23 protein-coding genes are annotated in these 21,350 nt (G+C 62.1%); 5 read left to right on the top strand and 18 right to left on the bottom strand.

From position 1 onward, the window contains the following. Window positions 1-29: 29 nt before the first annotated feature. Window positions 30-479: a hypothetical protein gene (locus P7F28_RS32455; RefSeq protein WP_277189379.1), complete on the bottom strand. Its 450-nt coding sequence runs from the start codon at window positions 477-479 to the stop codon at window positions 30-32. Between the two features lie 256 nt (window positions 480-735). Here P7F28_RS32455 and P7F28_RS32450 point away from each other — a divergent pair, with 256 nt between their 5' ends. After that, window positions 736-1,266 (top strand): peroxiredoxin, encoded by a 531-nt coding sequence (locus tag P7F28_RS32450; RefSeq protein WP_277189378.1) that lies wholly within the window; start codon window positions 736-738, stop codon window positions 1,264-1,266. 43 nt (window positions 1,267-1,309) lie between these two features. Here P7F28_RS32450 and P7F28_RS32445 read toward each other — a convergent pair whose 3' ends face one another. The 7 genes from P7F28_RS32445 to P7F28_RS32415 all read right to left on the bottom strand — a co-directional run bounded on the left by P7F28_RS32445 (window position 1,310) and on the right by P7F28_RS32415 (window position 9,257). Further along, a complete protein-coding gene (locus tag P7F28_RS32445) occupies window positions 1,310-2,650 on the bottom strand; it encodes a sigma-54 dependent transcriptional regulator (RefSeq protein ID WP_277189377.1) in 1,341 nt (446 codons plus the stop codon). Window positions 2,651-2,669: 19 nt separating this feature from the next. Further along, window positions 2,670-4,652: an ATP-binding protein gene (locus P7F28_RS32440; RefSeq protein ID WP_277189376.1), complete on the bottom strand. Its 1,983-nt coding sequence runs from the start codon at window positions 4,650-4,652 to the stop codon at window positions 2,670-2,672. 26 nt (window positions 4,653-4,678) lie between these two features. Continuing rightward, entirely contained in the window at window positions 4,679-5,968 is a 1,290-nt protein-coding gene (locus P7F28_RS32435) for a dicarboxylate/amino acid:cation symporter (protein ID WP_277189375.1), read from the bottom strand. A 499-nt stretch (window positions 5,969-6,467) separates the two neighbouring features. Continuing rightward, window positions 6,468-6,941, bottom strand: coding sequence for a hypothetical protein (locus P7F28_RS32430; RefSeq protein WP_277189374.1), 474 nt, complete (start codon window positions 6,939-6,941; stop codon window positions 6,468-6,470). A 168-nt stretch (window positions 6,942-7,109) separates the two neighbouring features. Then, window positions 7,110-8,096 carry a lipoyl synthase gene (gene lipA / locus P7F28_RS32425; RefSeq protein WP_277189373.1) on the bottom strand — a complete coding sequence of 329 codons (987 nt, stop codon included), beginning with the start codon at window positions 8,094-8,096 and terminating at the stop codon, window positions 7,110-7,112. After that, the gene (gene lipB / locus P7F28_RS32420; RefSeq protein ID WP_277189372.1) at window positions 8,093-8,848 is read right to left on the bottom strand and encodes a lipoyl(octanoyl) transferase LipB; all 756 of its coding nucleotides are present in this window, start codon (window positions 8,846-8,848) and stop codon (window positions 8,093-8,095) included. Before lipB ends, lipA begins: the two co-directional genes overlap by 4 nt. Before the next feature lie 82 nt (window positions 8,849-8,930). Then, window positions 8,931-9,257, bottom strand: coding sequence for a DUF2917 domain-containing protein (locus P7F28_RS32415; RefSeq protein WP_277189371.1), 327 nt, complete (start codon window positions 9,255-9,257; stop codon window positions 8,931-8,933). A 129-nt stretch (window positions 9,258-9,386) separates the two neighbouring features. On the opposite strand from P7F28_RS32415, the gene P7F28_RS32410 reads away from it, so the two are divergent. Continuing rightward, a complete protein-coding gene (locus P7F28_RS32410) occupies window positions 9,387-10,352 on the top strand; it encodes a transcriptional regulator GcvA (protein WP_277189370.1) in 966 nt (321 codons plus the stop codon). Here the strand turns inward: P7F28_RS32410 and P7F28_RS32405 are convergent. From P7F28_RS32405 to P7F28_RS32360, 10 genes are all read right to left on the bottom strand, one after another. Then, window positions 10,336-10,647 (bottom strand): YbeD family protein, encoded by a 312-nt coding sequence (locus tag P7F28_RS32405; protein ID WP_277189369.1) that lies wholly within the window; start codon window positions 10,645-10,647, stop codon window positions 10,336-10,338. The genes P7F28_RS32410 and P7F28_RS32405 overlap by 17 nt on opposite strands. A gap of 1 nt (window position 10,648) precedes the next feature. Then, window positions 10,649-11,569, bottom strand: a complete 921-nt coding sequence (locus P7F28_RS32400; protein WP_277189368.1) for a D-amino acid aminotransferase — start codon at window positions 11,567-11,569, stop codon at window positions 10,649-10,651. Window positions 11,570-11,581: 12 nt separating this feature from the next. Then, entirely contained in the window at window positions 11,582-12,784 is a 1,203-nt protein-coding gene (locus P7F28_RS32395; RefSeq protein WP_277189521.1) for a D-alanyl-D-alanine carboxypeptidase family protein, read from the bottom strand. A 451-nt stretch (window positions 12,785-13,235) separates the two neighbouring features. Then, on the bottom strand, window positions 13,236-13,862 hold the full coding sequence (locus tag P7F28_RS32390) for an alpha/beta hydrolase (RefSeq protein WP_277189367.1): 627 nt from the start codon (window positions 13,860-13,862) through the stop codon (window positions 13,236-13,238). After that, window positions 13,859-14,188, bottom strand: coding sequence for a ferredoxin (locus P7F28_RS32385; RefSeq protein ID WP_277189366.1), 330 nt, complete (start codon window positions 14,186-14,188; stop codon window positions 13,859-13,861). The genes P7F28_RS32390 and P7F28_RS32385 overlap by 4 nt, the downstream gene beginning before the upstream one ends. Before the next feature lie 26 nt (window positions 14,189-14,214). After that, on the bottom strand, window positions 14,215-15,414 hold the full coding sequence (locus tag P7F28_RS32380; RefSeq protein WP_277189365.1) for a VanZ family protein: 1,200 nt from the start codon (window positions 15,412-15,414) through the stop codon (window positions 14,215-14,217). 25 nt (window positions 15,415-15,439) lie between these two features. After that, a complete protein-coding gene (locus P7F28_RS32375) occupies window positions 15,440-16,060 on the bottom strand; it encodes an ABC-type transport auxiliary lipoprotein family protein (RefSeq protein WP_277189364.1) in 621 nt (206 codons plus the stop codon). A gap of 18 nt (window positions 16,061-16,078) precedes the next feature. Further along, window positions 16,079-17,038, bottom strand: coding sequence for an MlaD family protein (locus P7F28_RS32370; RefSeq protein ID WP_277189363.1), 960 nt, complete (start codon window positions 17,036-17,038; stop codon window positions 16,079-16,081). A 41-nt stretch (window positions 17,039-17,079) separates the two neighbouring features. After that, window positions 17,080-17,958: an ABC transporter ATP-binding protein gene (locus tag P7F28_RS32365; RefSeq protein ID WP_277189362.1), complete on the bottom strand. Its 879-nt coding sequence runs from the start codon at window positions 17,956-17,958 to the stop codon at window positions 17,080-17,082. Window positions 17,959-17,973: 15 nt separating this feature from the next. Next, the gene (locus P7F28_RS32360) at window positions 17,974-19,101 is read right to left on the bottom strand and encodes an ABC transporter permease (protein ID WP_277189361.1); all 1,128 of its coding nucleotides are present in this window, start codon (window positions 19,099-19,101) and stop codon (window positions 17,974-17,976) included. A 209-nt stretch (window positions 19,102-19,310) separates the two neighbouring features. Here P7F28_RS32360 and P7F28_RS32355 point away from each other — a divergent pair, with 209 nt between their 5' ends. The 3 genes from P7F28_RS32355 to P7F28_RS32345 are packed head-to-tail and all read left to right on the top strand — an operon-like array spanning window position 19,311 to window position 21,342. Beyond that, the gene (locus P7F28_RS32355) at window positions 19,311-19,643 is read left to right on the top strand and encodes a helix-turn-helix domain-containing protein (RefSeq protein ID WP_277189360.1); all 333 of its coding nucleotides are present in this window, start codon (window positions 19,311-19,313) and stop codon (window positions 19,641-19,643) included. 38 nt (window positions 19,644-19,681) lie between these two features. Then, window positions 19,682-20,575 (top strand): biotin--[acetyl-CoA-carboxylase] ligase, encoded by an 894-nt coding sequence (locus P7F28_RS32350; protein ID WP_277189359.1) that lies wholly within the window; start codon window positions 19,682-19,684, stop codon window positions 20,573-20,575. Continuing rightward, a complete protein-coding gene (locus P7F28_RS32345) occupies window positions 20,572-21,342 on the top strand; it encodes a type III pantothenate kinase (protein ID WP_277189358.1) in 771 nt (256 codons plus the stop codon). The genes P7F28_RS32350 and P7F28_RS32345 overlap by 4 nt, the downstream gene beginning before the upstream one ends. The last annotated feature ends 8 nt before the right edge of the window (window positions 21,343-21,350 follow it).

Raw genomic sequence — 21,350 nt, 5'->3', positions numbered from 1 at the left:
TCAGCGCGCGCTGAATTCGAGGGCTTCCTCTAAAACAATTTAAACGATGTGAAGAACTGATCGGCCTGGTCTGCGGGCGGCGCTTTATCCGAGACGATAGCCAGTTGATAGACGTGCGTGCCCTTCGCGACAAAGCGTGCGTGAATGGTCCGTGCCTCGCGCTTTTCACCGCTCTTCCCTTCGACCAAGATCTCGCTGCCAAGCACCTTGCCGCCCGCCGCGAGATCGATCTGCGTGGCGCGCGCATCGGCCTGGGCGTTGACGTTGCGGGCGAGACCCTGCTGTAAGTAGTCGAGTGTCGCGCGTTGCAGCGCGGGATCGGCGCTCGGCAGCACGACGGTGCCGACGGCAAAAACCGCGTCGTTGGCTTCGGCGCTTTGCATGCGCATGGTCATCGGCTGACCGGCTATTTCAATCTTCCGCTCGGCTTCGTGCGGCTTGGCGGGCAGCGTGACCTCGTAGCCGTCGTCATTATTCATGATCGTGCGCCAGTCGTAGGCCGGCGTGCACGCGAGCAGCGCGCCGCATGCGACAGATGCGCACAGGGCGACGCGGAGAGGGTTTCGTCTGAAGAAGGAAAACGTCATGACAGATGGCTGCGTGGAAACCATCATTATCGCGCTGCGATGCCGGACCTATCGGCGCGTCACGACTTCATCTCGAAATCGGCGCTAGAATACGCGTCACTGTTCCACTGCTGCCGCGCCCGCGCGCGACGCAGATTCCGAGGTTCTCATGTCTCAAGCCACATCCGCCAATTCCAAAAGTCCGCTGCGCTATATCGTCATGGCGATCGTTGCGGGCGTGATCGCGTGCACCGGCTATTTCGCTTTCGGCGGCCAGCAAAAGGTGCCGGATGCGACCTTCACGCTGTTGTCCGGCCAGAAGATTTCCACGGCCAGCGATCTCAAGGGCAAGGTCTATCTCATCAACTTCTGGGCGACGAGCTGCGAGACCTGCATGAAGGAAATGCCCCAGATGATCAACACGTACAACAAGTTCAAGAGCCGCGGCCTGGAATTCGTCGCCGTGGCGATGAACTACGACGCGCCGATGTACGTGAACAATTACGCGCAAACGCGCAATCTGCCGTTCAAGGTCGCAATGGACGATGGCAGCGCGGCCAAGCAATTCGGCAATGTGCAACTGACGCCGACCACGTTCGTCGTCGATAAAGACGGCAAGATTCTGAAGCGCTACGTCGGCGAACCGACGTTCGCGGAACTGGATCAGTTGCTTGATAAAGCGCTGGATTCGAAGGCTTAAAGAAAAAACCCAAGAAAAAACCCGCTTCGGCGGGTTTTTCGTTTCAACGCTCGCCAGACTCGCCCTTCACCGCGATTCCATACCGTTTAATCTTCTCGTACAGCGTGGCTTTGCCGAGTTGCAGGCGACCCGCCGCCATCGCTACCGCGCCGCCGCACTGCTCCAGCGTCTCGCCGATCACCGCGCGCTCGAATTGCTCGATGCGCTCCTTCAGCGATTGCGTCGCCGTATCGAGCGATGAAACCGCGCTTTCATCGACAATCCCCAGCACCATCCGATCCGCCGCGTTGCGCAACTCGCGCACGTTGCCGGGCCAGTCGCGCTGCATCAGTTCGGCGCGCTGCCGATCCGTCATCAGCGGCGCGGGACGTTGATAACGGACGGCGGCATCGAGCAGAAAATGTTCGAAGAGCGGCACGATATCTTCGCGACGCTCGTTGAGCGCAGGCAGCGTGATCGTCACCACGTTCAGCCGATACAGCAAGTCGCGCCGGAATGTGCCGTCCGCGACGTGCTCGTTCATGTCGCCTTTGGCGGCGGCGACCACGCGCAGATTCGCGCGCACCGGCTGATTCGAGCCGAGCCGCTCCAGCACGCCGTCCTGCAACACACGCAGCAGCTTCACTTGCAGCGAAAGCGGCATGCTCTCGATTTCATCGAGAAACAGCGTGCCGCCCGATGCCGCTTCCAGCCTGCCCACGCGTCTTTTCTGCGCGCCCGTGAACGCGCCTGCCTCGTAACCGAACATCTCCGATTCGAACATCTGCTCCGGCAACGCGCCGCAATTCACCGCGACGAACGGCTTGTCGCGACGCGGCGATAGTTCGTGAAGACTGCGCGCGATCAGTTCCTTGCCCGCGCCCGTATCGCCATTGATAAGCACGGACGCGTCCGTCGGCGCGACGTTGGCGATCAGCCGCTTCACCTGTTCGATCGCCGGACTGCGCCCGATGATGCGGTTCTGCCCGCCTTCGCCCAACTCACGCCGCAACGCCTGATTTTCGAGCACGAGCTTGCGGCGTTCGAGCGCGCGCCGCACCGTTTCGATCAATCGTTCCGATGCAAACGGCTTCTCGATGAAGTCGTACGCGCCGTCGCGCATGGCTTGCACGGCCATCGAAATATCGCCGTGGCCGGTGACGAGAATCACCGGTACGTCGGGCGCGCGTTCGTGGCACTGCGCGAGCAGATCGAGACCGCTTGCGCCCGGCAGACGGATATCGCTGACGATCACGCCCGGAAAACCCGGATCGATCGCGCGCGCGGCGGACTCGACGCTGCCGTGGCCCGTGACATCGAAGCCCGCGAGTTGGAGACTCTGCACGCTCGCGCGCCGCACGAGTTCGTCGTCTTCGATAAAGATCACCTGCAATCCGGTGGTCATGGCTTGCCTCAACAAAGTGTTATGCGCGACGCAGTGTCAGCACGAATTCCGCGCCGTGCGAATGATCGGCGTCCGCCTGCGTGCCGCCTTCCGGACCGTCCGCGACGATCGGCGCCTCGCGATTGCGCGCCACCAGCGTGCCCGCGTAGTCGCGTGCAATCGCCGATGAAATCGCCAATCCGAGCCCGAGGCCGTGGCCCATTTCCTTCGTCGTGAAGAACGGCTCGAAGAGGCGCGGCAAGGCATCGGCGGGAATGCCGGGGCCGTTGTCGCGCACGATGATGTCGATCACATGCTCCGTCGCCGCCAGTTCCACGATCACGCGCGGTTTATCGCAGGAGGCGACCGCATCGAGCGCGTTGCCGATCAGGTTGATGAAGACTTGCTCAAGACGCAAGTCCTCGCATCGCACGAAGATGGGCGCGGCGTCGCCGCTGAGTTCGGGCGCGATATCGAGCGCGACGTTTTTCAGGCGCGGACGCAGCATCGACACAACATTGCGCAGCGCGCGCGCGACGTCGGCGCGCGCATTCTTCGGGCGCGCCTTGGTGACGAACAGTTTGAGCTGATTCGTGATGTTGCCCATGCGCTCCGTCAGCGAGGCGATCGCTTCGAGATTCTCACGCGCGGCGTCCTGGTCGCCGCGATCGATCAGCACGCGGGTGTTATCGGAGAAACTGCGCAGCGCGGCGAGCGGCTGATTCAGTTCGTGCGTGATGCCCGCCGCCATTTGCCCGAGCGCGGCGAGTTTGCTGGCCTGAATGAGTTCATCGTGCGCGGCGCGCAAATCCTGTTCGGCGCGCGTGCGTTCGTTCACTTCCTTCGTGAGTTGCGCGTTCGCATCGGACAGATCGGCCGTCCGTTCGGCTACGCGCTGATTCAGTTCGGCATAGGCGCTCTGCAACATCTCGCGGCTGCGAATCATCTCGCGCACGCGCGCGCGCCGCATGCGCCAGTAAAACGCCAGCAAACAGAGCGATACGAACACCAGCGCCGTCACGATCACCGCGTTCGTCGCTTCGTTTTCGACGGGATCGAGCGGCGCCATCGTAATCAATTGCCAGTCCGGTTCGCCGATGGAACGGCGCGTCGCCAGATAGCTCGGCGCATTGCGCCCGCCGCCGACGCGCACGATCTGCGCGCCGCCTTCCAGCGTATTGACGATGGACATCGGCAGCGGTGTGATCGGCTGTTGCGCGTACTGACGCGTCTCGTACACCGACGCCTCGATCTTTTGCGGCAGCGGCCGCACCGTGTGGTACTTCCACGCGGGCACGGACGACAGAAAGATCACGCCATGATCGTCGGTAACGATCAGCGGTTCGGACGCATCCGCGCCCGTCAGCCATTCGAGATTGAGCTTCACCACCGCCACGCCGATCACATCGTGCGATCCTTCGCGATAAACCGGCTGCGAGATGTAATACCCCGGCTCGACCGAAATCGTGCCGATACCGAAGAACCGGCCAACGCTGCCTTTCACGGCATCGACGAAATATGGCCGGAAGTTATAGTCCACGCCGACAAAACTGTCGCCCGCGTTCCAATTGCTCGCGGCCACGCAAATGCCGTTGGCGCGAATCAGATATGTGTTGGTGGCGTGCGCACGCGCGTTGAGATCTTCGAGATAGCGATTCGCGCGCTCGACATTAGCCTGATCCGGATGATCCAGCGCGTTCTGCACCACCGGATGCCGCGACAGCAGATAAGGAAGATATTCGTAGCGGTCGAGCGTGCTCTTGAGCGTGTTCGTGGTGCGATCGACGCGCGCCGCCGCATTGCGCCGCAACTCGTCGATCCCGCGTTGCCACGCGACATGCCACGTCAGCGCGCAGCACGCCACCAGCGCGGCGAGCAGCGCAAAAATCACGAGGATGCGGCGCGTCACGTGAGCAGATTCCCGCGAGTGAGGATCGCTCATTGTGTCATACGCGCTCTCGGGATAAGACGCCGGAAACGAACGCGGCGAAGCGCTCGCTGATCGAGGCTTCGCCGCGTGCATTACCGTGTCCTCAGTGCGGGACGTGCTCAGACCGTCTTCGCTTCTTCGGTGTCGGTGACATCGACACCGCGCGTCAATACCGCTTTAAGCTTCGCGCGATCTAGTTCCTTCTCCCACGCCGACACCACCACCGTCGCCACACCGTTACCGACAATATTCGTCAGCGCGCGGCATTCCGACATAAAGCGGTCGATACCCAGAATCAGCACCATGCCCGCGAGCGGAATGGTCGGCACCACGGCCAGCGTCGCGGCGAGCGTAATGAAGCCCGCGCCCGTCACACCGCTTGCGCCCTTCGACGTCAGCATGGTCACGGCGAGCAGCGTCAATTGCTGGCCCCACGTCAGGTCCGTGTTGGTCGCCTGCGCGATAAACAGCACGGCCATCGTCATGTAGATGTTGGTGCCGTCGAGGTTGAACGAGTAGCCGGTCGGCACCACGAGACCCACGACCGAACGCGAGCAGCCGAGCTTTTCGAGCTTCAACATCAGTTGCGGCAACGCGGCTTCCGACGACGACGTGCCGAGCACGATCAGCATCTCTTCCTTGATGTACGCGACGAATTTGATGATCGAGAAACCAACCATGCGGGCGATTGCGCCGAGCACCACCAGCACGAAGACGATCGACGTGAGATAGAACGTGCCGACCAGCTTGAGCATGGGCAGCAGCGAGCCGATGCCGTATTTGCCGATGGTGAAGGCCATCGCACCGAACGCACCGATCGGCGCGAGCTTGGTGATGATGCCGACCATGCCGAACAGAATGCTCGACAAGCCTTCGATAAAGTTCGTCACCACGCGGCCACGTTCACCGATATGCGCGAGCACCGAGCCGAACAGCAGCGCGATCAGCAGAATCTGCAGAATCTCACCCTGCGCGAACGCCGATACCAGCGTGTCCGGAATGATGTGCATGAAGAAATCGACCGTGCTCTGGCCGTGCGCCTTCGTCGCGAAGGAATCCACAGCTTTGTGATCGAGCGTGGCCGGATCGACATTGAAGCCGACGCCCGGCTTCAGAATGTGCGTGGCGGCCAGACCGAGCACCAGCGCGAACGTCGAAACAATTTCGAAATACAACAGCGCCTTGCCGCCGACGCGCCCGACCTTCTTCATGTCCTCCATGCCGGCAATCCCGGTCACGACGGTACAGAAGATGATCGGCCCGATCACCATCTTGATGAGCTTGATGAAGCCATCGCCGAGCGGCTTCATGTCGGTGGCGAGAGCGGGATAAAAATGCCCGAGCGCAACACCGATGATGATCGCAGCGATCACCTGCACGTACAGGACTTTATGGAGTGGTTTTTTCACGATGGTTCCAGGCTCTGAAAATCAGGCAGTTGGCAAAAGACAGCCAGCGGCAGGGCGCACGGGCGCGCCGATTCGCATCGAACGAGCGACAGCCGCTTCGTCGACGGATTCAGGGACGTTTGGATGCGAGAGGGGTCATCGAATTGTCTCCTTGAGTTTTTTAAGGCGGCTTCGCGGGCCGTGGCTCTTATATTGCAAGGTCGATGCCAGTTTTTGGATGCGCTAATACCCTGATTTTGTGGGATTTTTCTTAGGGGATGGTTGCTCGGAGTCTGGGAATCTGGAAATTGGGATTGGGGGTGTCTGGTGATCTGGACGCGTCAACCCGCACACGCTACCGCCGCTCAGGCATTGCTGAACGGCGATAGTAGATCGATCATCGGTTAAATAGATTCATGATGTACGGTCCGCACAGCGAAATCACTGCCAGAAAAAAACCAAACATTCCGCTCGCCAAGATCCACCGTCCAATTCTCTCGACGCTGTCGTCTTCCATGACTTACCCCAAGTGAACGTGCACATAGCACGAGATTACTAACGTTACGATGCTCAGATAGACCGAAATCCGGAAAAGAGTGAAGTGCCGCCATTTCGATACGCCCGCAGGCTTCTCCTTCGGAGGATTCGACGCCCCTACCGCAGCGAGCATTCCACCGGAAGCGGCGATCGTGAATAGAGCGATAATCCCGCCCATCCGCAACCCAATCGACAGACCGCCCATCTTCGCCAACTCAAAGACAGCAGCCATCGCCCAGCCGAGCACCATATAGCCGAGTTGCGCCTCCCGATACGGCGCAAAGTAGCTGACCGTAAAGGCAAACGGATGCTCCAAGTTCGCGGTCATCTGATTCAGTTGCCTCATGGCATACATGCCGATCAGCGGCGCAAACACACCCACCACGACATTCGTCCCAAGCCAACCAATCAAATCGACCCAGTGAACCCACAACCAAGTTGAAACGAGTTCAATCACATTCAGCGCTCCTTCATTGTTTCGCCGTCCTAAAACTCAACGAAACAATTCTATGGAAACGCCCGAGCTTGCCAACTAGGCCGAACGGCCATCGCGCAAATAAAAACGGCCTGACCGCGATTCGCGATCAGGCCGTTCGATCAAACAACTGCCATTAAGCAAAAACCGTCAAACCACGCCCGCCCCATGCGCCTGCTGATCCGCGTGATAGCTCGACCGCACCATCGCGCCGACCGCCGCATGCGTAAAGCCCATCTTATAAGCCTCTTCCTCGTACATCTTGAACGTATCCGGATGCACATAAGCGCGCACCGGCAGATGGTGCTCCGAAGGCTGCAAATACTGGCCGATCGTCAGCATATCGACGTCATGCTCACGCAGATCGCGCATCACCTGAAGGATTTCCTCCTCGGTCTCACCCAGCCCGACCATCAATCCCGACTTGGTCGCCACTTCCGGATGCAGCGCCTTGAAGTCCTTCAGCAGCTTCAGCGAATGGTGATAATCCGATCCCGGCCGCGCTTCCTTATACAGACGCGGCACCGTTTCCAGATTGTGGTTCATCACATCCGGCGGCGCGGCCGTCAGAATATTGATCGCGCGATCCAACCGCCCACGAAAATCCGGCGTCAAAATTTCGATACGCGTTTCCGGCGAATGCTCACGCACATGCCTGATGCACTCGACGAAGTGCGCCGCGCCGCCATCGCGCAGATCGTCACGATCGACGGAGGTAATCACCACGTACTTCAGCTTCAACGCGCCGATCGTGCGCGCGAGATTCAGCGGTTCGTCCGGATCCAGCGGATCGGGACGGCCGTGGCCGACGTCGCAGAACGGGCAGCGGCGCGTGCACTTGTCGCCCATGATCATGAACGTCGCGGTGCCCTTGCCGAAGCATTCGCCGATATTCGGGCAACTCGCCTCTTCACACACCGTATGCAGATTGTGCTCGCGCAGAATCGTCTTGATTTCGTTGAAGCGCGAATTGCCGGTCGCGGTGCGCACGCGAATCCACTCGGGCTTCTTGAGCTTTTCGATCGGAATGACCTTGATCGGAATGCGCGACGTCTTCGCCTGCGCCTTCTGCTTCGCAGTAGCGTCGTACGCGGGAACGGCGGTGTCGCCAGCCAGGTTTGCGGTTGCGTCTGTCATTCGGTCGATCCGGTTGTTGCAGCGGGAAGGCTCGCGCCTTCGTGCAGGGGTGCGGCGCTTGCGGGAAAGCCGCCGATTTGATGTGCCAGCCGTTCGGCCAGCATGAAGGCTACGTCGCGCCAGCCGGCATCGACGCCGAGCGTCGCCATATCGACTGTTTCGAGTCCCGCGTAGCCACACGGATTGATAGCGAGAAACGGCTGCAAGTCCATTTTCACGTTCAGACTCACACCGTGATAACTGCATCCGTTGCGAATTTTCAGGCCCAGCGCGGCGATCTTCGCGCCCTGATGCGCCGACGGCGCCGTCACGTAGATGCCCGGCGCACCGGCCTTGCGGTCCGTTTCGAGATTATAGGCCGCGAGCGTTTCGATCACGGCTTCCTCGATTCGCCGCACCATCTCGCGCACCATCAGCTTGCGGCGGCGCAGATCGATCAGCAGATAAGCGACGATCTGCCCCGGCCCGTGATACGTAATCTGCCCGCCGCGATCCACCTTGACGAGCGGAATGCCGCTGTCCGCCAGCAGCAGATGCGCCGGGTTCCCGGCCAGGCCGAGCGTAAAAACGGGTGGATGTTCGACGAGCCAGATTTCGTCCTGCGTGTCGGGCGTGCGGGCGTCGGTAAAGGCGCGCATCGCGTCGAAGCTTTGGCTGTACGGCTCGAGGCCGCGCCAATGCAGCGCGATCGGGTCGTGGCCCGATGCGTCGTCGGTAAAAGCGGGGATTTCTAAGAGCGGAGTGGCGGACATGGTGACGATAGTTTACCGAAATCGTCCCCTGCCCGCCGATGGTGAATTCGCATGCATCCAATGGCAAAAGCGAATAAATGCATCAAACCGTGCGCCAGCCATCATGGAACCGGCGCGCGAGGCCTTCGAAACGCTTCGCCAGCCAGCGGATCGCGCGTTCGTCGCAGCGCGGCTGGATCATGAAAACCACGCGCGCGGGATTCTCGCCATCGACCGAAAGCCATAGGCGTTCGCGTTCACGCAGCTTGAGGTTGTCGCCGGGCGTCAGCCAATAGTCTTCGATATCGTTGCTGCGCGTCGCCCACACCGTGCCGCCCTGCACCGACAGCCGCGTGCCGCGCGCGATGCGGAACGGCACGGTCTTGCCCGGTTCGATTTCGAACGTGACGCTTGTTGAAATTTCTAGCATGATCCACTCCGTCAGAGGTACGCTTTGGTGACTACTATCCTAGGCGTGGCAAGGCATCGGGCAAAACGACGAATTTTCATCGCTATGTGAGCCGTTTTAACAATGACGATCCCAACCGCGAGCATCCACATGGACCTCCGCCAGCTTCCCGCACTGAACGCGCTGCGCGCCTTCGAAGCCGCGTCGCGTCACGAAAGCTTTTCCCGCGCCGCCGACGAGCTTTTCGTCACGCACGGCGCGGTCAGCCATCAGATTCGAGGATTGGAGGCGGAACTTGGCGTCACGCTGTTCGCGCGCGATGGCAAGCGCGTGCGTCTGACCGATCGCGGCCGCCAGTACGCCGCCGAAGTGCGCGCGGCGCTGGTGGCGCTGGCGGAATCCACGCGGCGCATCCGTTCGGGCGATCGGGACAGGCGGCTGATCGTGTCGATGTTGTCATCGTTTTCGGCGCGATGGCTGACGCCGCGCGTGGGCCGTTTCATCGAAAAGCATCCGGAATTCGATCTCGAGTTGCTCTCGACCAACGCGCTCACCGACTTCAATCGCGATGACGTGGATGTGGCGATCCGCTTCGGCTACGGCAAATACGCGGGCGTGCACATGGAAGAACTGCTCGACGAAGTGTTCTTCCCGGCATGCTCACCGAATTTTCGCGGCGGCGAACTGCCGAGCGAACCGCGCGATCTCGCCAATCTACCGCTGATGCGTTCGAACGACGAACTCTGGCGTCCGTGGTTCGATGCAGCCGGCATGACCGACTTTCCCGAGCCAAAACGCGGCGTTCTGTATGAGGATTCGTCGAACTTGCTGCAAGCGGCGATCGACGGTCAGGGCATTGCGCTCGTGCGTCGCTCGCTTGCGATGGAGGAGATCATCAAAGGCCGCCTGGTGCGGCTCTTCAATATCGACGGGCCGAGTCCGTGGACGTACTTTTTCGTATGTCCGCACAGCCTGCTGGAAACGCCGCGCGTGCAGGCGTTCAGGGAATGGATTTTCGAGGAAGCGCAGCAGTTCAGGCTGCTCTACGAGCGCACGCCCGCCGTATGTGACGGCGAAGCCGCGCCCGCAGCAAAGAAACTCAGAGCACTACCTTGACCATCGGATGGCTGGTGAGCGCGCGGTAAATATCGTCGAGATGGGCACGGTTTTGCGCGCGGATCGTGCACGTCAGGCCGGTGTAGTTGCCGCCCGACGACGGACGCGTTTCGACGCGCGAGGCATCGAATTCGCTGTCGAAACCGCGTAGCAGTTCGACCATCGTGTCCTGAAACTCCGGATTTGACTTGCCCATCACCTTGATCGGGAAATCGCAGGGGAAGTTGAACAGTTCGTCGGCGCTGTGGGCAGCGGCGTCGGTTGGATCGGTGGAAATAGGTTTGGGATCGGTCATTTCAAGCTCCTTGCTTCGCGCGGTTTCGGATCAACTCGAACTCGCGCGCTTTGGCCCGCTGGTAGGCATCGAACAATGCAGCATAGACCGCGCCGGGCCGGCCGTCACCCACGCTTTTGCCATCGAGCGTGGTCAGCGGCATGACTTCCTTGGTCGCCGACGACATCATGATTTCGTCGGCGCTGCGCAGTTCGGCTTCGGTGATATCGCGCTCTTCGAATGCGATGCCCGCCTCGCGCGCCAGTTCCTCAATCAGCGAATAACGGATGCCTTCGAGAATGCGCGGTCCGCGCGGCGCGCCCAGCAGCACGCCGCCCTTCACGATCCAGATATTTGAGGACGATCCCTCGGTCAGCAAGCCATCGCGCAACTGGATGGTTTCGAGCGCGTCGTTTTCGGCGGCGTACTGCGCCATCAGCACGTTGCCGAGCAGCGACGTGGATTTGATATCGCAATTCAGCCAGCGCTTGTCTTCCGCCGTCACCGCGACGCCGCCGCGCGCGCGGGCTGCATCGGTTGGGAACGCGAGCTGGCCGACCATCACGAACGCGGTCGGCGTGATGCCCGCCGGAAACGCGTGCCCGCGACGTTTGGCGACGCCACGCGTCACCTGGATATAGACGAGCGCATCGCCGGGGCCGGCGTTCTCCTGAATCGCGCGATCGATCAGCGCGCGCCAACCGGCGTCATCGAACGGATTGTCGATGCGAATCTTGCCGAGGCTGCGTTCCAGCCGCGCGAGATGCTGCGTCAGGCGGAACGGCAAACGCGCGCCGTCAGCCTGCGCGTACAACGGCACGACTTCGTAGATACCGTCGCCGAAGATGAAACCGCGATCCAGCACCGGAATGCGTGCCTCGGAAAGCAGGCCCCATTCGCCATTGAGATAAACCGTCGGGTTCCAGTCTTCAGCGTGGGTCATCGACTCAACTCCTTACTTCTTCTTTTGCCACATCAGCAACGCGGAATCCCACAGGCGGCCGAAGATGCCCGCTTGCGGCACATCCTGCAGCGCGACCAGCGGGAACGCAGCGACTTCCTTGCCATCCGCGACCATCTTGACGGTGCCGATCTGCTGGCCCTTCTTGATCGGCGCGATCAGCGTGCCTGTGTCCGTGACTTGCGGCTTGACCTTGTCGCCTACGCCCTTCGGCACGGTCACGTATTGATCGGTCAGCACGCCTGCCTGCACGTTGTCCGTCGCGCCCTTGTACACGCGCGGCGATTCGATCACCTGATTCGCCTTGAACAAGCGCAGCGCGTCGTATGCGGTGTAGCCGTAGTTCAGCATCTTCAGGCTGTCCTGCACGCGATTGTGCTCTTTCGGCTCGCCCATCATCACGGCGACGAGACGGCGTTTGGCATCCGGCGTGCCGTCGAGCGGACGCTGCGCGGTCGCGATCAGGCAGTAACCCGCCGCTTTGGTGTGGCCGGTCTTCAGACCATCGACGGTCGGATCGAGCCACAGCAGGCGGTTGCGGTTCGGCTGCTTGATCTTGTTGTACGTGAATTCCTTCACCGAGAAAATGCTGTAGTACTCGGGGAAATCGCGGATCAGGCGAGTGGACAGCACGGCGAGATCGCCTGCGGTCGTGTAGTGGTTGGGATCCGGCATGCCGTTGACGTCGGCATAGTTCGTGTTCTTCATGCCGATGCGCTTGGCCGCGGCGTTCATCATCGAGACGAACTGGCTTTCGCTGCCGCCGACGAGTTCCGCCAGCGCGATCGCGGCGTCGTTACCCGACTGCACGATCATGCCGTACACGAGGTCATGCACGGTCACCGGCTTGTTCGCCTCGATGAACATGCGCGACTCGTCCGTCTTCACGCGACGCACGTTCTCGCTCGGCATCACGGTCTGATCCATATTGATCTTCTTCGACTTCAGCGCGTCGAAGACGAGGTACGCGGTCATCAGCTTGGTCAGCGATGCAGGCTCGACGCGCTGATCAGGATTACCCGATGCGAGCACCTGATTGCTGGTGGCATCGACGAGCACCCACGAATTCGCGGTGACTTCGGGCGGCGCGACTTGCGCGAACGCGCTCGCGGCGACCAGCATGGCGGGCAGCACGAACGCGGTTTTGAGGGAAGCGGAAACAGAAGGCACAGACAAGCCGGAAGGGACAAAGCGCATAGGATCGATCGGCAGAGAAAGCAGGCTGCGTCGATGGCGATCGGGGATCGGGAGATCGGCGAAGCACGGGTTGAACAGGCGGACCGCGAGACCGGTCTTTAGTCTCTTCGCAAGACAGCGACGCACGCACAGCGAAAAAGCGCGACGCGGCAAAGAGCGCAGTTTCGACAGACGGACGCTCATTCGGTTCTCGAACGTCGGGGTTGTCGAACGCTGCGAGGAACCGATTTCGGGTCTATGTGTATCGTTTGCAGCGGGACGCAGCAGAAAAATTGCTGCGCCATTATACGCGCGGGGCGCAGCGCTTTCGCCGCTTTTGCTTCAGGACGCGAGGTTTCGGGATTTGCCTTAAGACGCTGTCCGCTTTGTGGTTCGTGGCGCGAAACGATGCTTCGTTTGGCCTTCGAAAGGCTTGCGATTCAGCGGCTCAACGCCTCAGCGCCTCAGCGCCTCAGCGCCACGCATCGACGATGACGCGTTTGAGAATGTGCAGCTTTCGATGAAAGAAATGCTCGCCGCCCGGAATCACGACGATCGGCAATTCCTGAGGACGCGCCCAGTCATAAACCGATGCGATCGGCACTGTCTCGTCCACTTCGCCGTGGATCACCAGCGTGGTGTCGGGCACGGTCGCCACTTCCCAGCGGCTCGCCGCCGTGCCGACGAACACCATGCGTTCGATCTGCTGACCGGCATCGAGCAAACGCTTTGCAACGTGCGACAGCACGAAAGTGCCGAAGGAAAATCCGGCAAGCACGAGCGGTACATCGGCCTGGCCGGGCTGCGCGCGCATATGGTCGATCAGCGTCAGCAAATCGTCCTGTTCGCCGATACCGTTGTCATGCTCGCCCGCCGTCTGTCCCACGCCGCGAAAGTTCGAGCGATACGTCGTGTAGCCCAGTTGCACGAAAGTGCGCGCGAGCGTCTGCGCGACCTTGTTGTCCATCGTGCCGCCGAACAGCGGATGCGGATGCGCCACCAGCGCAATGCCGCGCGACGAAGCATCGGCGTTATCGAGCGCACACTCGATCTTCCCGACCGGACCATCGATAAGAAACTTCTCGGTTTGCGCGTTCATGCGGGCTGATCGATCAAAAGACGTTCGACGATTTTTCCGTTTGCCAAATGCGATTCCACGATCTCGTCGATATCGGTTTCATCGACATACGTGTACCACGTGCCTTCCGGATACACGACCACGACCGGCCCGAGTTCGCATCGGTCCAGACAACCGGCCTTGTTGATGCGTACCTTGCCGTCGCCTGCGAGACCGAGTTGCTTAACGCGCTTTTTCGCGTGTTCCTGCATGGCCTGCGCATTGCAATTCGCGCAGCTCGGGCGCGCTGCGTCGGCATCGCGCTGATTCAGGCAGAAGAACACGTGATACTTGTAGAAGGAATCCATATGCGGCCTTTTTTGGTATCGATCGATTATAACGAGCGATGTTCGTGCCCGCCGTTGCCATCGTTTTTCCCCCTGCGCGCCCGCCGCCACGCGATAAACGCATGCTCCGCCGCCGATGCGAGCCAGCCGAGCGCCGCGTACGGCCACATCCACGCGAGCCAGTGCAGCAGACCGTTGAAGTGCAGATAACGCCCCTGCCGCCAGTCCGCGAGCACGATATCGAAGTACGGATTCACCGGCAAGAGATTCGCCAGCACGAGCGCGACAACCAGCGCCGCGCCCGCCGCCGCCGCACGCCACGCACGCGGCAAAGTCACCGACAACACGCCCGCCACGAAGCCGATACCAATGCCTTCCAGCGCGCCATCCGTCGCCCAGTCGAAGGTGAGACCGGCGCGCGATTGCATGAACGAAGCCGCAGCCTTCGCGAACAAGGTGCCGGCGGTCAGCAGGATCATCAGGCGGATACGCGGCGCGCGCTGACGTGTCAGCAACGTGGCGAGCACCAGCGCGGCAAACAGATTCGACGACGTGATCAGCGCTTCCCACGAATCGTCCGGCAGCAACGCGGAGAAGCGATCCGGCCAGGTTTCGATATCCCATGAAGCGGGCAGCCACGCGAGAATCGCGTCCTGCATCGCCGGATCGAGACCGTCCCACAGCACGCGCGGCAAGTCGCCGCCACCGAACAGATATGGCGATGGAAACAGCGCCGCGAACGGCCACAGCGCCGATAAGCCGATGACATACGCCGCATCGCGCTCGAACCACGCGAAGCGCATACGTCGCAGCAAACCACGATCGAGCAGCGCGCTCGTCGCGGGCGCGATCAGCATGCCGCCGATCAGCGCGCCGAACGCGTTCGCGGCGAGATCGAGATTCGAGGCGACGCGTGTCGGCAGATACGTCTGGATCGCTTCCATCGTGCCCGAGAGCAACGCGCCGCCGAACAGCGCCGCGCACACCGCGATCGATCCACGCCAGCGCGGATACAGCGCCAGCACGATCAACGCGCCGAGCGGCATATAGCCGATCACATTGGTGACCACATCGAACACGGTGATGTATTGCGGCAGCGGGTCGCCGAGATAGGCGAACGGCCCGATGCCGAGCGTGCGCCAGCCCGAAAACGGATACAGCGAGCCGTACACGACCAGCGCCATGTACGCGCCGAGCGCCTGCCGCGAAAACGCCGATGGGCGGCGCTGCCACTGCTTGATGGTCATGTTCCGGCGATGAAGAAACGGGCGATCATCGTCCTGCAGTGAGAGGTTGCGCCGCGAGCCACGATGCAAGCTGCGCGATCACATCGTCCGATGCCGCCGCCAGCGCGCGCGCGCCGCCGGGTGCGTCGGCGGTCGGTGCGGGGGCGCTTGCCGAAAAGCTCCGCTGCGCGACCACGCGGCCTTGCTGCGTGATCGTCGCGCGCACGGCGACGAGGCCGTGGCTTTGCTGAGGCGCGTCGAAGTCCTGCTCGAAGTTCGTCAGTTCCACGTCAAGCATCGGCACGGCGCGCACGGGGTCGGCACCGGAGAGAATCGGGCCGCGCGCGGCGAGCGCATCGCGCAGGCGTTGCGTCAGGAGTTGCGCGGGCGGCATCGTCCAATGGCTGTTGGAGTAGGTGCCGGTGCGTTGCGCATCCACATAGCTCAGGCGATAGACGAACGAATCGGCTTCCAGACTGCGCGGCGCGCTGACGGCGAGCACTTTCACCGGCGGCATCGGCGCTGCGTTGGTGTTCGCGGGTTGAGTGGACAACGCACCGAGGTCGTATCGCTCGTTCGGCATTGCGTTCGGTTGCGACGCGCAGCCCGTCAGCACGACCGCGAACGCAAGCGCCGCGGCCAACAGCTTGAAGTGGTTGATTGGCATTTTTCTTATCCCGATCGATCAATGCGCCGGCTGCGCGGGCCACGTGAAGCCCGGCTCGCCCGGACCCGGCGCCTGCTGCGGCGCGCCGAACAGCACGCTGCGCGGATTGGTGCTGAAGGCATCGGCCGCGCGGTCGATGGAACGCGCCGCGCTGCCCACGTCGTCGCCCAACGAATAGAGACGCGGCAAGGCTTCGAAGCCCACGCGCGCCGTCACCACGCGCAGCGATTCGTTCATGTCCGCGAGCGCCGCGCTCGCATCTTCCGCCGCCTTGCCCGCCTTGTTCAGATTGGTGACGAACGGGCCATCGGGACGATTGAGGTTTTGCACCAACTGATTCGTCGATGCCAGCGTGGTGTTGATCTGCTTAAGCGTCTGCGGCAATTGTGCGGTCGCGGGCGAGACCTGATTCGTCAACGTGGCGATGCCATCGGCGGCGTTCTTCAGGCTCTTGGTCGTGTCCATCAACTGAGTACGTACGTCGTCGGAGAGGAACTTGTCGGCGTCTTCGGAGAGGCGTTCGAACTTCTTCAGGATCACGTCGCCGCGCTCCTGCAACTGCTCAAAAAGACCCGCGCGCATCGGCACTTCGGCGACGTGTTGCGGCGATGAAGCGAGCGCGCTGGTGTCCTTGCCGGTGTCGTCGAGTTGCACGAAAGCGATGCCCGTCACGCCCTGAAAGCCGAGCGTGGCGTACGTGGAGTGCGTCATCGGCGCGTTCTGATCGACGAGAATGCGAATGCGGATTTGCCCCGGATGCGCTTTATCGAAGCGAATCGACTCGACCTTGCCCACGCCCAGACCGCGATAACGCACGGCGGCATCGGTGAACAGTCCGGTGACGTTGGTGCGCGCGATCAGATCGTAAGGCACGCGCACGGTGCGATCGACGTTGAAGAAGAACACCGCGAACGCAATCGCCAGCACGAGCACGATCGTGAATAGCCCGGTCCAGAACGCGTGTGATTTGTTTTCCATCGGCAGGTTCCTTAGGCATCGCCTTGTGCGGTTTCCGGCGATTATTTGTTCACGCTGAGCGGTGCATCTTCGAGCGCGGCGGCGGGCAGCTTCGCGCGGCGCTCGGGCGGCAGCGCCTGCAATGCGCGCCGTCCGCGCCGCCCCAGAAAATACTCGTGGATGAACGGATGATCCACCGCGCACGCCTCTTCCACGGGCGCGGCGACCAGCACGCGCCGGTCCGCGAGCACGGCGACGCGCGTGGACAGCGCGACCATGGTATCGAGATCGTGCGTAACCATCACGACCGTCAGACCCAGCGCGCGATGCAACGTCGCAATCAAATCGACGAATTCGTCCGATGCCTTCGGGTCCAGACCGGCGGTGGGTTCATCGAGGAACAGCAGCTCGGGTTCGAGCGCAATCGCCCGCGCAATGCCGACGCGCTTCACCATGCCGCCCGACAACGCCGATGGCATTTTGCTCGCGTGTTTGCACGACAAGCCAACCATCTCCAATTTCAGCATGACGAACTCGCGGATCAGATCCTCGGGAATCTTGCCGAGTTCGCGAAACGGCTGCGCGATGTTGTCGTACACCGACAGCGACGAGAACAACGCGCCCTGTTGAAACATCATGCCGGAGCGCGTGCGCAGCATCTTGGCGGTTTCCTCGTCCATGCGCGCCCATTCCTCGCCGAGCACGCGGATGGTGCCGGACGTCGGAAATTCGAGACCCAAAATCTGGCGCACGAGCGTGGTCTTGCCCGAACCCGAACCGCCGAGCAGCGCGACGATTTCACCGCGCCGTACATCCAGATTCAGATGCTCGTGAATGACCGTGCGGCCGTATCGCTTGCTGAGATCGCGCACTTCGATCACCGGCTCCGCGATAACGGGCGGCGGCTGATGTCGAACGGCAGTGGCGAGCGTGGTGGACATGATCGCTTTCTCTTTCTATAAGCCCACGTTCTGAAACAGGATGGCGAACACGGCGTCCGCAAGAATCACGACGGTGATCGACGTAACCACGGATGTCGTCGTGCCTTCACCGAGACTCTGCGAATTCGCCTTGATGCGGAACCCGAAGTGACACGCGGTCAGCGCGATCAGCATGCCGAACACCACGCCTTTGCCTAAACCGATCCACAGATTGGCAATCGGCACCACGCTCGGCAGCGAGCGAATAAAGAACGACATATCGATCGACAACACCAGCTTCGCCGCGAGCGCCCCGCCCGTCAGCGCGATGATATTGGTCCACATGACGAGCAGCGGCATTGCCACGCCGAGCGCGATTACGCGCGGCAGCACGAGGCGCAGGCCGTGCGGAATGCCCATCACCTGCATGGCGTCGAGTTCTTCGGTGACGCGCATCACGCCGATCTGCGCGGTGATCGCCGAACCCGAGCGCCCGGCGACGAGAATCGCGGACAGCACCGGCCCGAGTTCGCGGATCACCGACAGCCCGAGAATGTTCACGATGTACTGGTTCGCGCCGAACACGCGCAACTGCTGCGCCGACAGATAACTCAGCACGATGCCGATCAGAAACGCGACCAGCGCGGTGATCGCCAAAGCCTGCGCGCCGGCGCTGTAGATGTTCGCGGAGATCTCCGTCCACGGCGTGCGCTGCGGGCGGCGGATCAGCGAAAACAAATCGAGCACGAAGCCGCCGAACATCGCCAGGCCGCCGTGCAAGTGATCGAAGAACTCGAAGATAAGCTGGCCGAGACGCGTAACCGGATCGACATGATCGATGACGTCGGGCTCCTCGCGCTCCTGATCGAGCAACGCGACGCGCTCGAAGATTTCGCGTTGGGTATCGCTCAGTTCGACGGTGGCGGGCATGCGCCTGCCCCAGATGCGCCACAACGCCTGACCGCCGACATGATCGAGCCGCTCAATCGCCTGCAAGTCCCAATGCCCGATCGCCTCCCGCCCGATGGCGCGAAGCCTGCGCGTAACGCCGCTCTTGGCGCGGTCGCGCGCGAGCGCGAGCGCGGTCCACTGGCCCGAAAGCCGGACGACCTTGCCTTGCTGACCTGCTTCAACCCGAAGGCGTGGCGGCGTGTCGAAGTCCAAGGGTTCTGGGCGCGAGGCGCGCGGGTTAAGGGGGAAGGGACATTCTAGCGGGAAGTGCTTGGCTGGCGTCGAATGGTGTCGGATGGCCTATGCCATTCGGCCGAATATCGGGAAAGCGCGTGCGACGGAAGACTAGAGCGTCGATGACTCTACTTTCCAAACATAGCAAAGATGCTAATATCGAACGACGCAAAATGAGGTGAAAGATCATGGATAAAGCGCAACTTCAACGCGAACTCGCTCGTCGATACAAGCCGGTTGCGGAGACAAAAGAGGATCGGAAACGGTTGTTCGAAGATCCAGAGTTGAAGGCCGCTTACGACGCGCTGGAAGAGGAATACGCGGCACTCGATGCCTTGCTCAAGGCACGCAAGGAAGCTGGACTCACGCAGGCGCAAGTCGCCGAACGAATGGGCACGACCGCCTCCGCCGTCGCGCGACTCGAAGGCGCGATCGTGAGGGAAAAGCATTCGCCGACTTTCGCCACGTTGAAGAAATACGCCAGAGCCTGCGGCAAGTCGCTGCGGATCACGCTCGTCTGAGCGCGTTCCAGTTAAACCGCCCCGCTACAATACCCGCCATGAACCTGCCGCCCTCTTTCGCCCCCGACGCCCCGTGGCGCATCGACCGCAACCGGCTCGCACAACTCGCCGAGCGGCCCGCGCACGACTGGACCATCGAGATCGTCGATGAAACAGGTTCGACGAATGCCGACCTGCTGGAGCAGCTTCGCGCGTTGCCGCGTGAAGCCGCGCATCAGGAGCCGATCGCGCGTATCGCGTATTCGCAGACGGCGGGGCGCGGACGGCGCGGCCGGACGTGGCTCGCGGAACCCGGCAATGCATTGTTGATGTCGGTGGGATGCGTGCTCAAAAGGCCGATCGAAGGCTTGTCGGGACTGAGCCTCGCCATTGGCACTGCCGTGCTCGATGCCCTCGCGCGCTTGCCGCTGTCGCCCTCCGCGCGCCCCGCGCTGAAGTGGCCAAACGACGTCCTGCTCGACGATGGCAAGCTCGCCGGCATTCTTATCGAAACGGCGTGGAGCACGGCGAGCGCGACGGCGGTGGTGATCGGAATCGGCGTGAATCTGCATGGCGCGGATCAACTCGCCGCTCAGGTCGATGAAGCCAATCGGCAAGCGGCGTCCATCGTGCCGGGCGCGGCACCCGCGGCACTCGCGCGCGCGTGGCCCGACGCCAATCTCACCGATGCCCTCGCCGCCCTGCTCAACGCCCTCGACGACGCGCTGCCGCGCTTCGAGGCGCACGGCCTCAAGCCCTTCCGCCAGCGCTGGTCCGACGCACACGCCTATGCCGGACGCGAAGTCGCGCTGCTCGATCAGGGGCAGGAAGTGACGCGCGGCATCGCGGCGGGCGTTGACGATCGCGGGCAATTGCTGATCGAAACGCCCGAAGGTCCGCGCACCGTCGCGACCGGCGAACTCAGCTTGCGGCTCGCGCGGGAGCGTCCGTGAGCGACACGCCGTATCTGCTGATCGATGCGGGCAATAGCCGCATCAAGTGGTCTGCGTCCGCTGCGAGCGGCGCGTTCGAACATGACGACGATCGATTCGCCGCATGGTCATCGCTCGGCAAGCCGGGCAGCGCGTGGATTTCGAACGTGGCGGGCGCAGCGGTGCTGGCGCGCATCGAGCGAATGATCGACACGCATTGGCCAAACTTGCCGCGCACCGTCGTGCGTGCGAAAGCGCAGCAATGCGGCGTGAAGAACGGCTACACGGAACCCACGCAACTCGGCAGCGACCGCTGGTGCGGCCTGATCGGCGCGCGTGCGGCTTATCCCGAAGAGAACGTGCTGATTGCCACTTTCGGCACCGCGACGACGCTCGAAGCCTTGCGCGCCGACGGCATGTTCACCGGCGGCCTGATCGCGCCGGGCTGGTCGCTGATGATGCATTCGCTCGGCCATCACACCGCGCAACTCCCGACACTCGACGCCGACGACGCCCGCCGCGTGCTCGACACCGTATCGAACCGCTTCGCGACCGACACCGCTGCCGCGCTCTCCGCAGGCTGCGTGCTGGCGCAGGCCAGTCTTATCGAACGCGCGTATCGCGATCTTCAGGCAGACTGGCAAGCCGATATCCGCCTCGTCCTCAGCGGCGGCGCGGCGAATGAAATCGCGGGCGCGCTGCGCGTTCCGCATACCCGACACGACTCTCTGGTGCTGTCCGGCCTCGCGCTGATCGCGCGCGACGCGGCCGCATCCTCAACGCTTTGATGGAGCAC

It is taken from the genome of Caballeronia sp. BR00000012568055 (genome assembly GCF_029439455.1).
Classification (GTDB): domain Bacteria; phylum Pseudomonadota; class Gammaproteobacteria; order Burkholderiales; family Burkholderiaceae; genus Caballeronia.
This window is presented reverse-complemented; position numbering and strand designations above follow the sequence as displayed.

Bases quoted from the DNA above. Each gene is read 5' to 3' on its own strand.
- P7F28_RS32455 (WP_277189379.1), bottom strand. From the start codon at position 479: ATGAATAATGACGACGGCTACGAGGTCACGCTGCCCGCCAAGCCGCAC.
- P7F28_RS32450 (WP_277189378.1), top strand. From the start codon at position 736: ATGTCTCAAGCCACATCCGCCAATTCCAAAAGTCCGCTGCGCTATATC.
- P7F28_RS32445 (WP_277189377.1), bottom strand. From the start codon at position 2,650: ATGACCACCGGATTGCAGGTGATCTTTATCGAAGACGACGAACTCGTG.
- P7F28_RS32440 (WP_277189376.1), bottom strand. From the start codon at position 4,652: ATGCACGCGGCGAAGCCTCGATCAGCGAGCGCTTCGCCGCGTTCGTTT.
- lipA (WP_277189373.1), bottom strand. From the start codon at position 8,096: ATGACAGACGCAACCGCAAACCTGGCTGGCGACACCGCCGTTCCCGCG.
- lipB (WP_277189372.1), bottom strand. From the start codon at position 8,848: ATGTCCGCCACTCCGCTCTTAGAAATCCCCGCTTTTACCGACGACGCA.
- P7F28_RS32415 (WP_277189371.1), bottom strand. From the start codon at position 9,257: ATGCTAGAAATTTCAACAAGCGTCACGTTCGAAATCGAACCGGGCAAG.
- P7F28_RS32410 (WP_277189370.1), top strand. From the start codon at position 9,387: ATGGACCTCCGCCAGCTTCCCGCACTGAACGCGCTGCGCGCCTTCGAA.
- P7F28_RS32405 (WP_277189369.1), bottom strand. From the start codon at position 10,647: ATGACCGATCCCAAACCTATTTCCACCGATCCAACCGACGCCGCTGCC.
- P7F28_RS32400 (WP_277189368.1), bottom strand. From the start codon at position 11,569: ATGACCCACGCTGAAGACTGGAACCCGACGGTTTATCTCAATGGCGAA.
- P7F28_RS32395 (WP_277189521.1), bottom strand. From the start codon at position 12,784: ATGCGCTTTGTCCCTTCCGGCTTGTCTGTGCCTTCTGTTTCCGCTTCC.
- P7F28_RS32390 (WP_277189367.1), bottom strand. From the start codon at position 13,862: ATGAACGCGCAAACCGAGAAGTTTCTTATCGATGGTCCGGTCGGGAAG.
- P7F28_RS32385 (WP_277189366.1), bottom strand. From the start codon at position 14,188: ATGGATTCCTTCTACAAGTATCACGTGTTCTTCTGCCTGAATCAGCGC.
- P7F28_RS32380 (WP_277189365.1), bottom strand. From the start codon at position 15,414: ATGACCATCAAGCAGTGGCAGCGCCGCCCATCGGCGTTTTCGCGGCAG.
- P7F28_RS32375 (WP_277189364.1), bottom strand. From the start codon at position 16,060: ATGCCAATCAACCACTTCAAGCTGTTGGCCGCGGCGCTTGCGTTCGCG.
- P7F28_RS32370 (WP_277189363.1), bottom strand. From the start codon at position 17,038: ATGGAAAACAAATCACACGCGTTCTGGACCGGGCTATTCACGATCGTG.
- P7F28_RS32365 (WP_277189362.1), bottom strand. From the start codon at position 17,958: ATGTCCACCACGCTCGCCACTGCCGTTCGACATCAGCCGCCGCCCGTT.
- P7F28_RS32355 (WP_277189360.1), top strand. From the start codon at position 19,311: ATGGATAAAGCGCAACTTCAACGCGAACTCGCTCGTCGATACAAGCCG.
- P7F28_RS32350 (WP_277189359.1), top strand. From the start codon at position 19,682: ATGAACCTGCCGCCCTCTTTCGCCCCCGACGCCCCGTGGCGCATCGAC.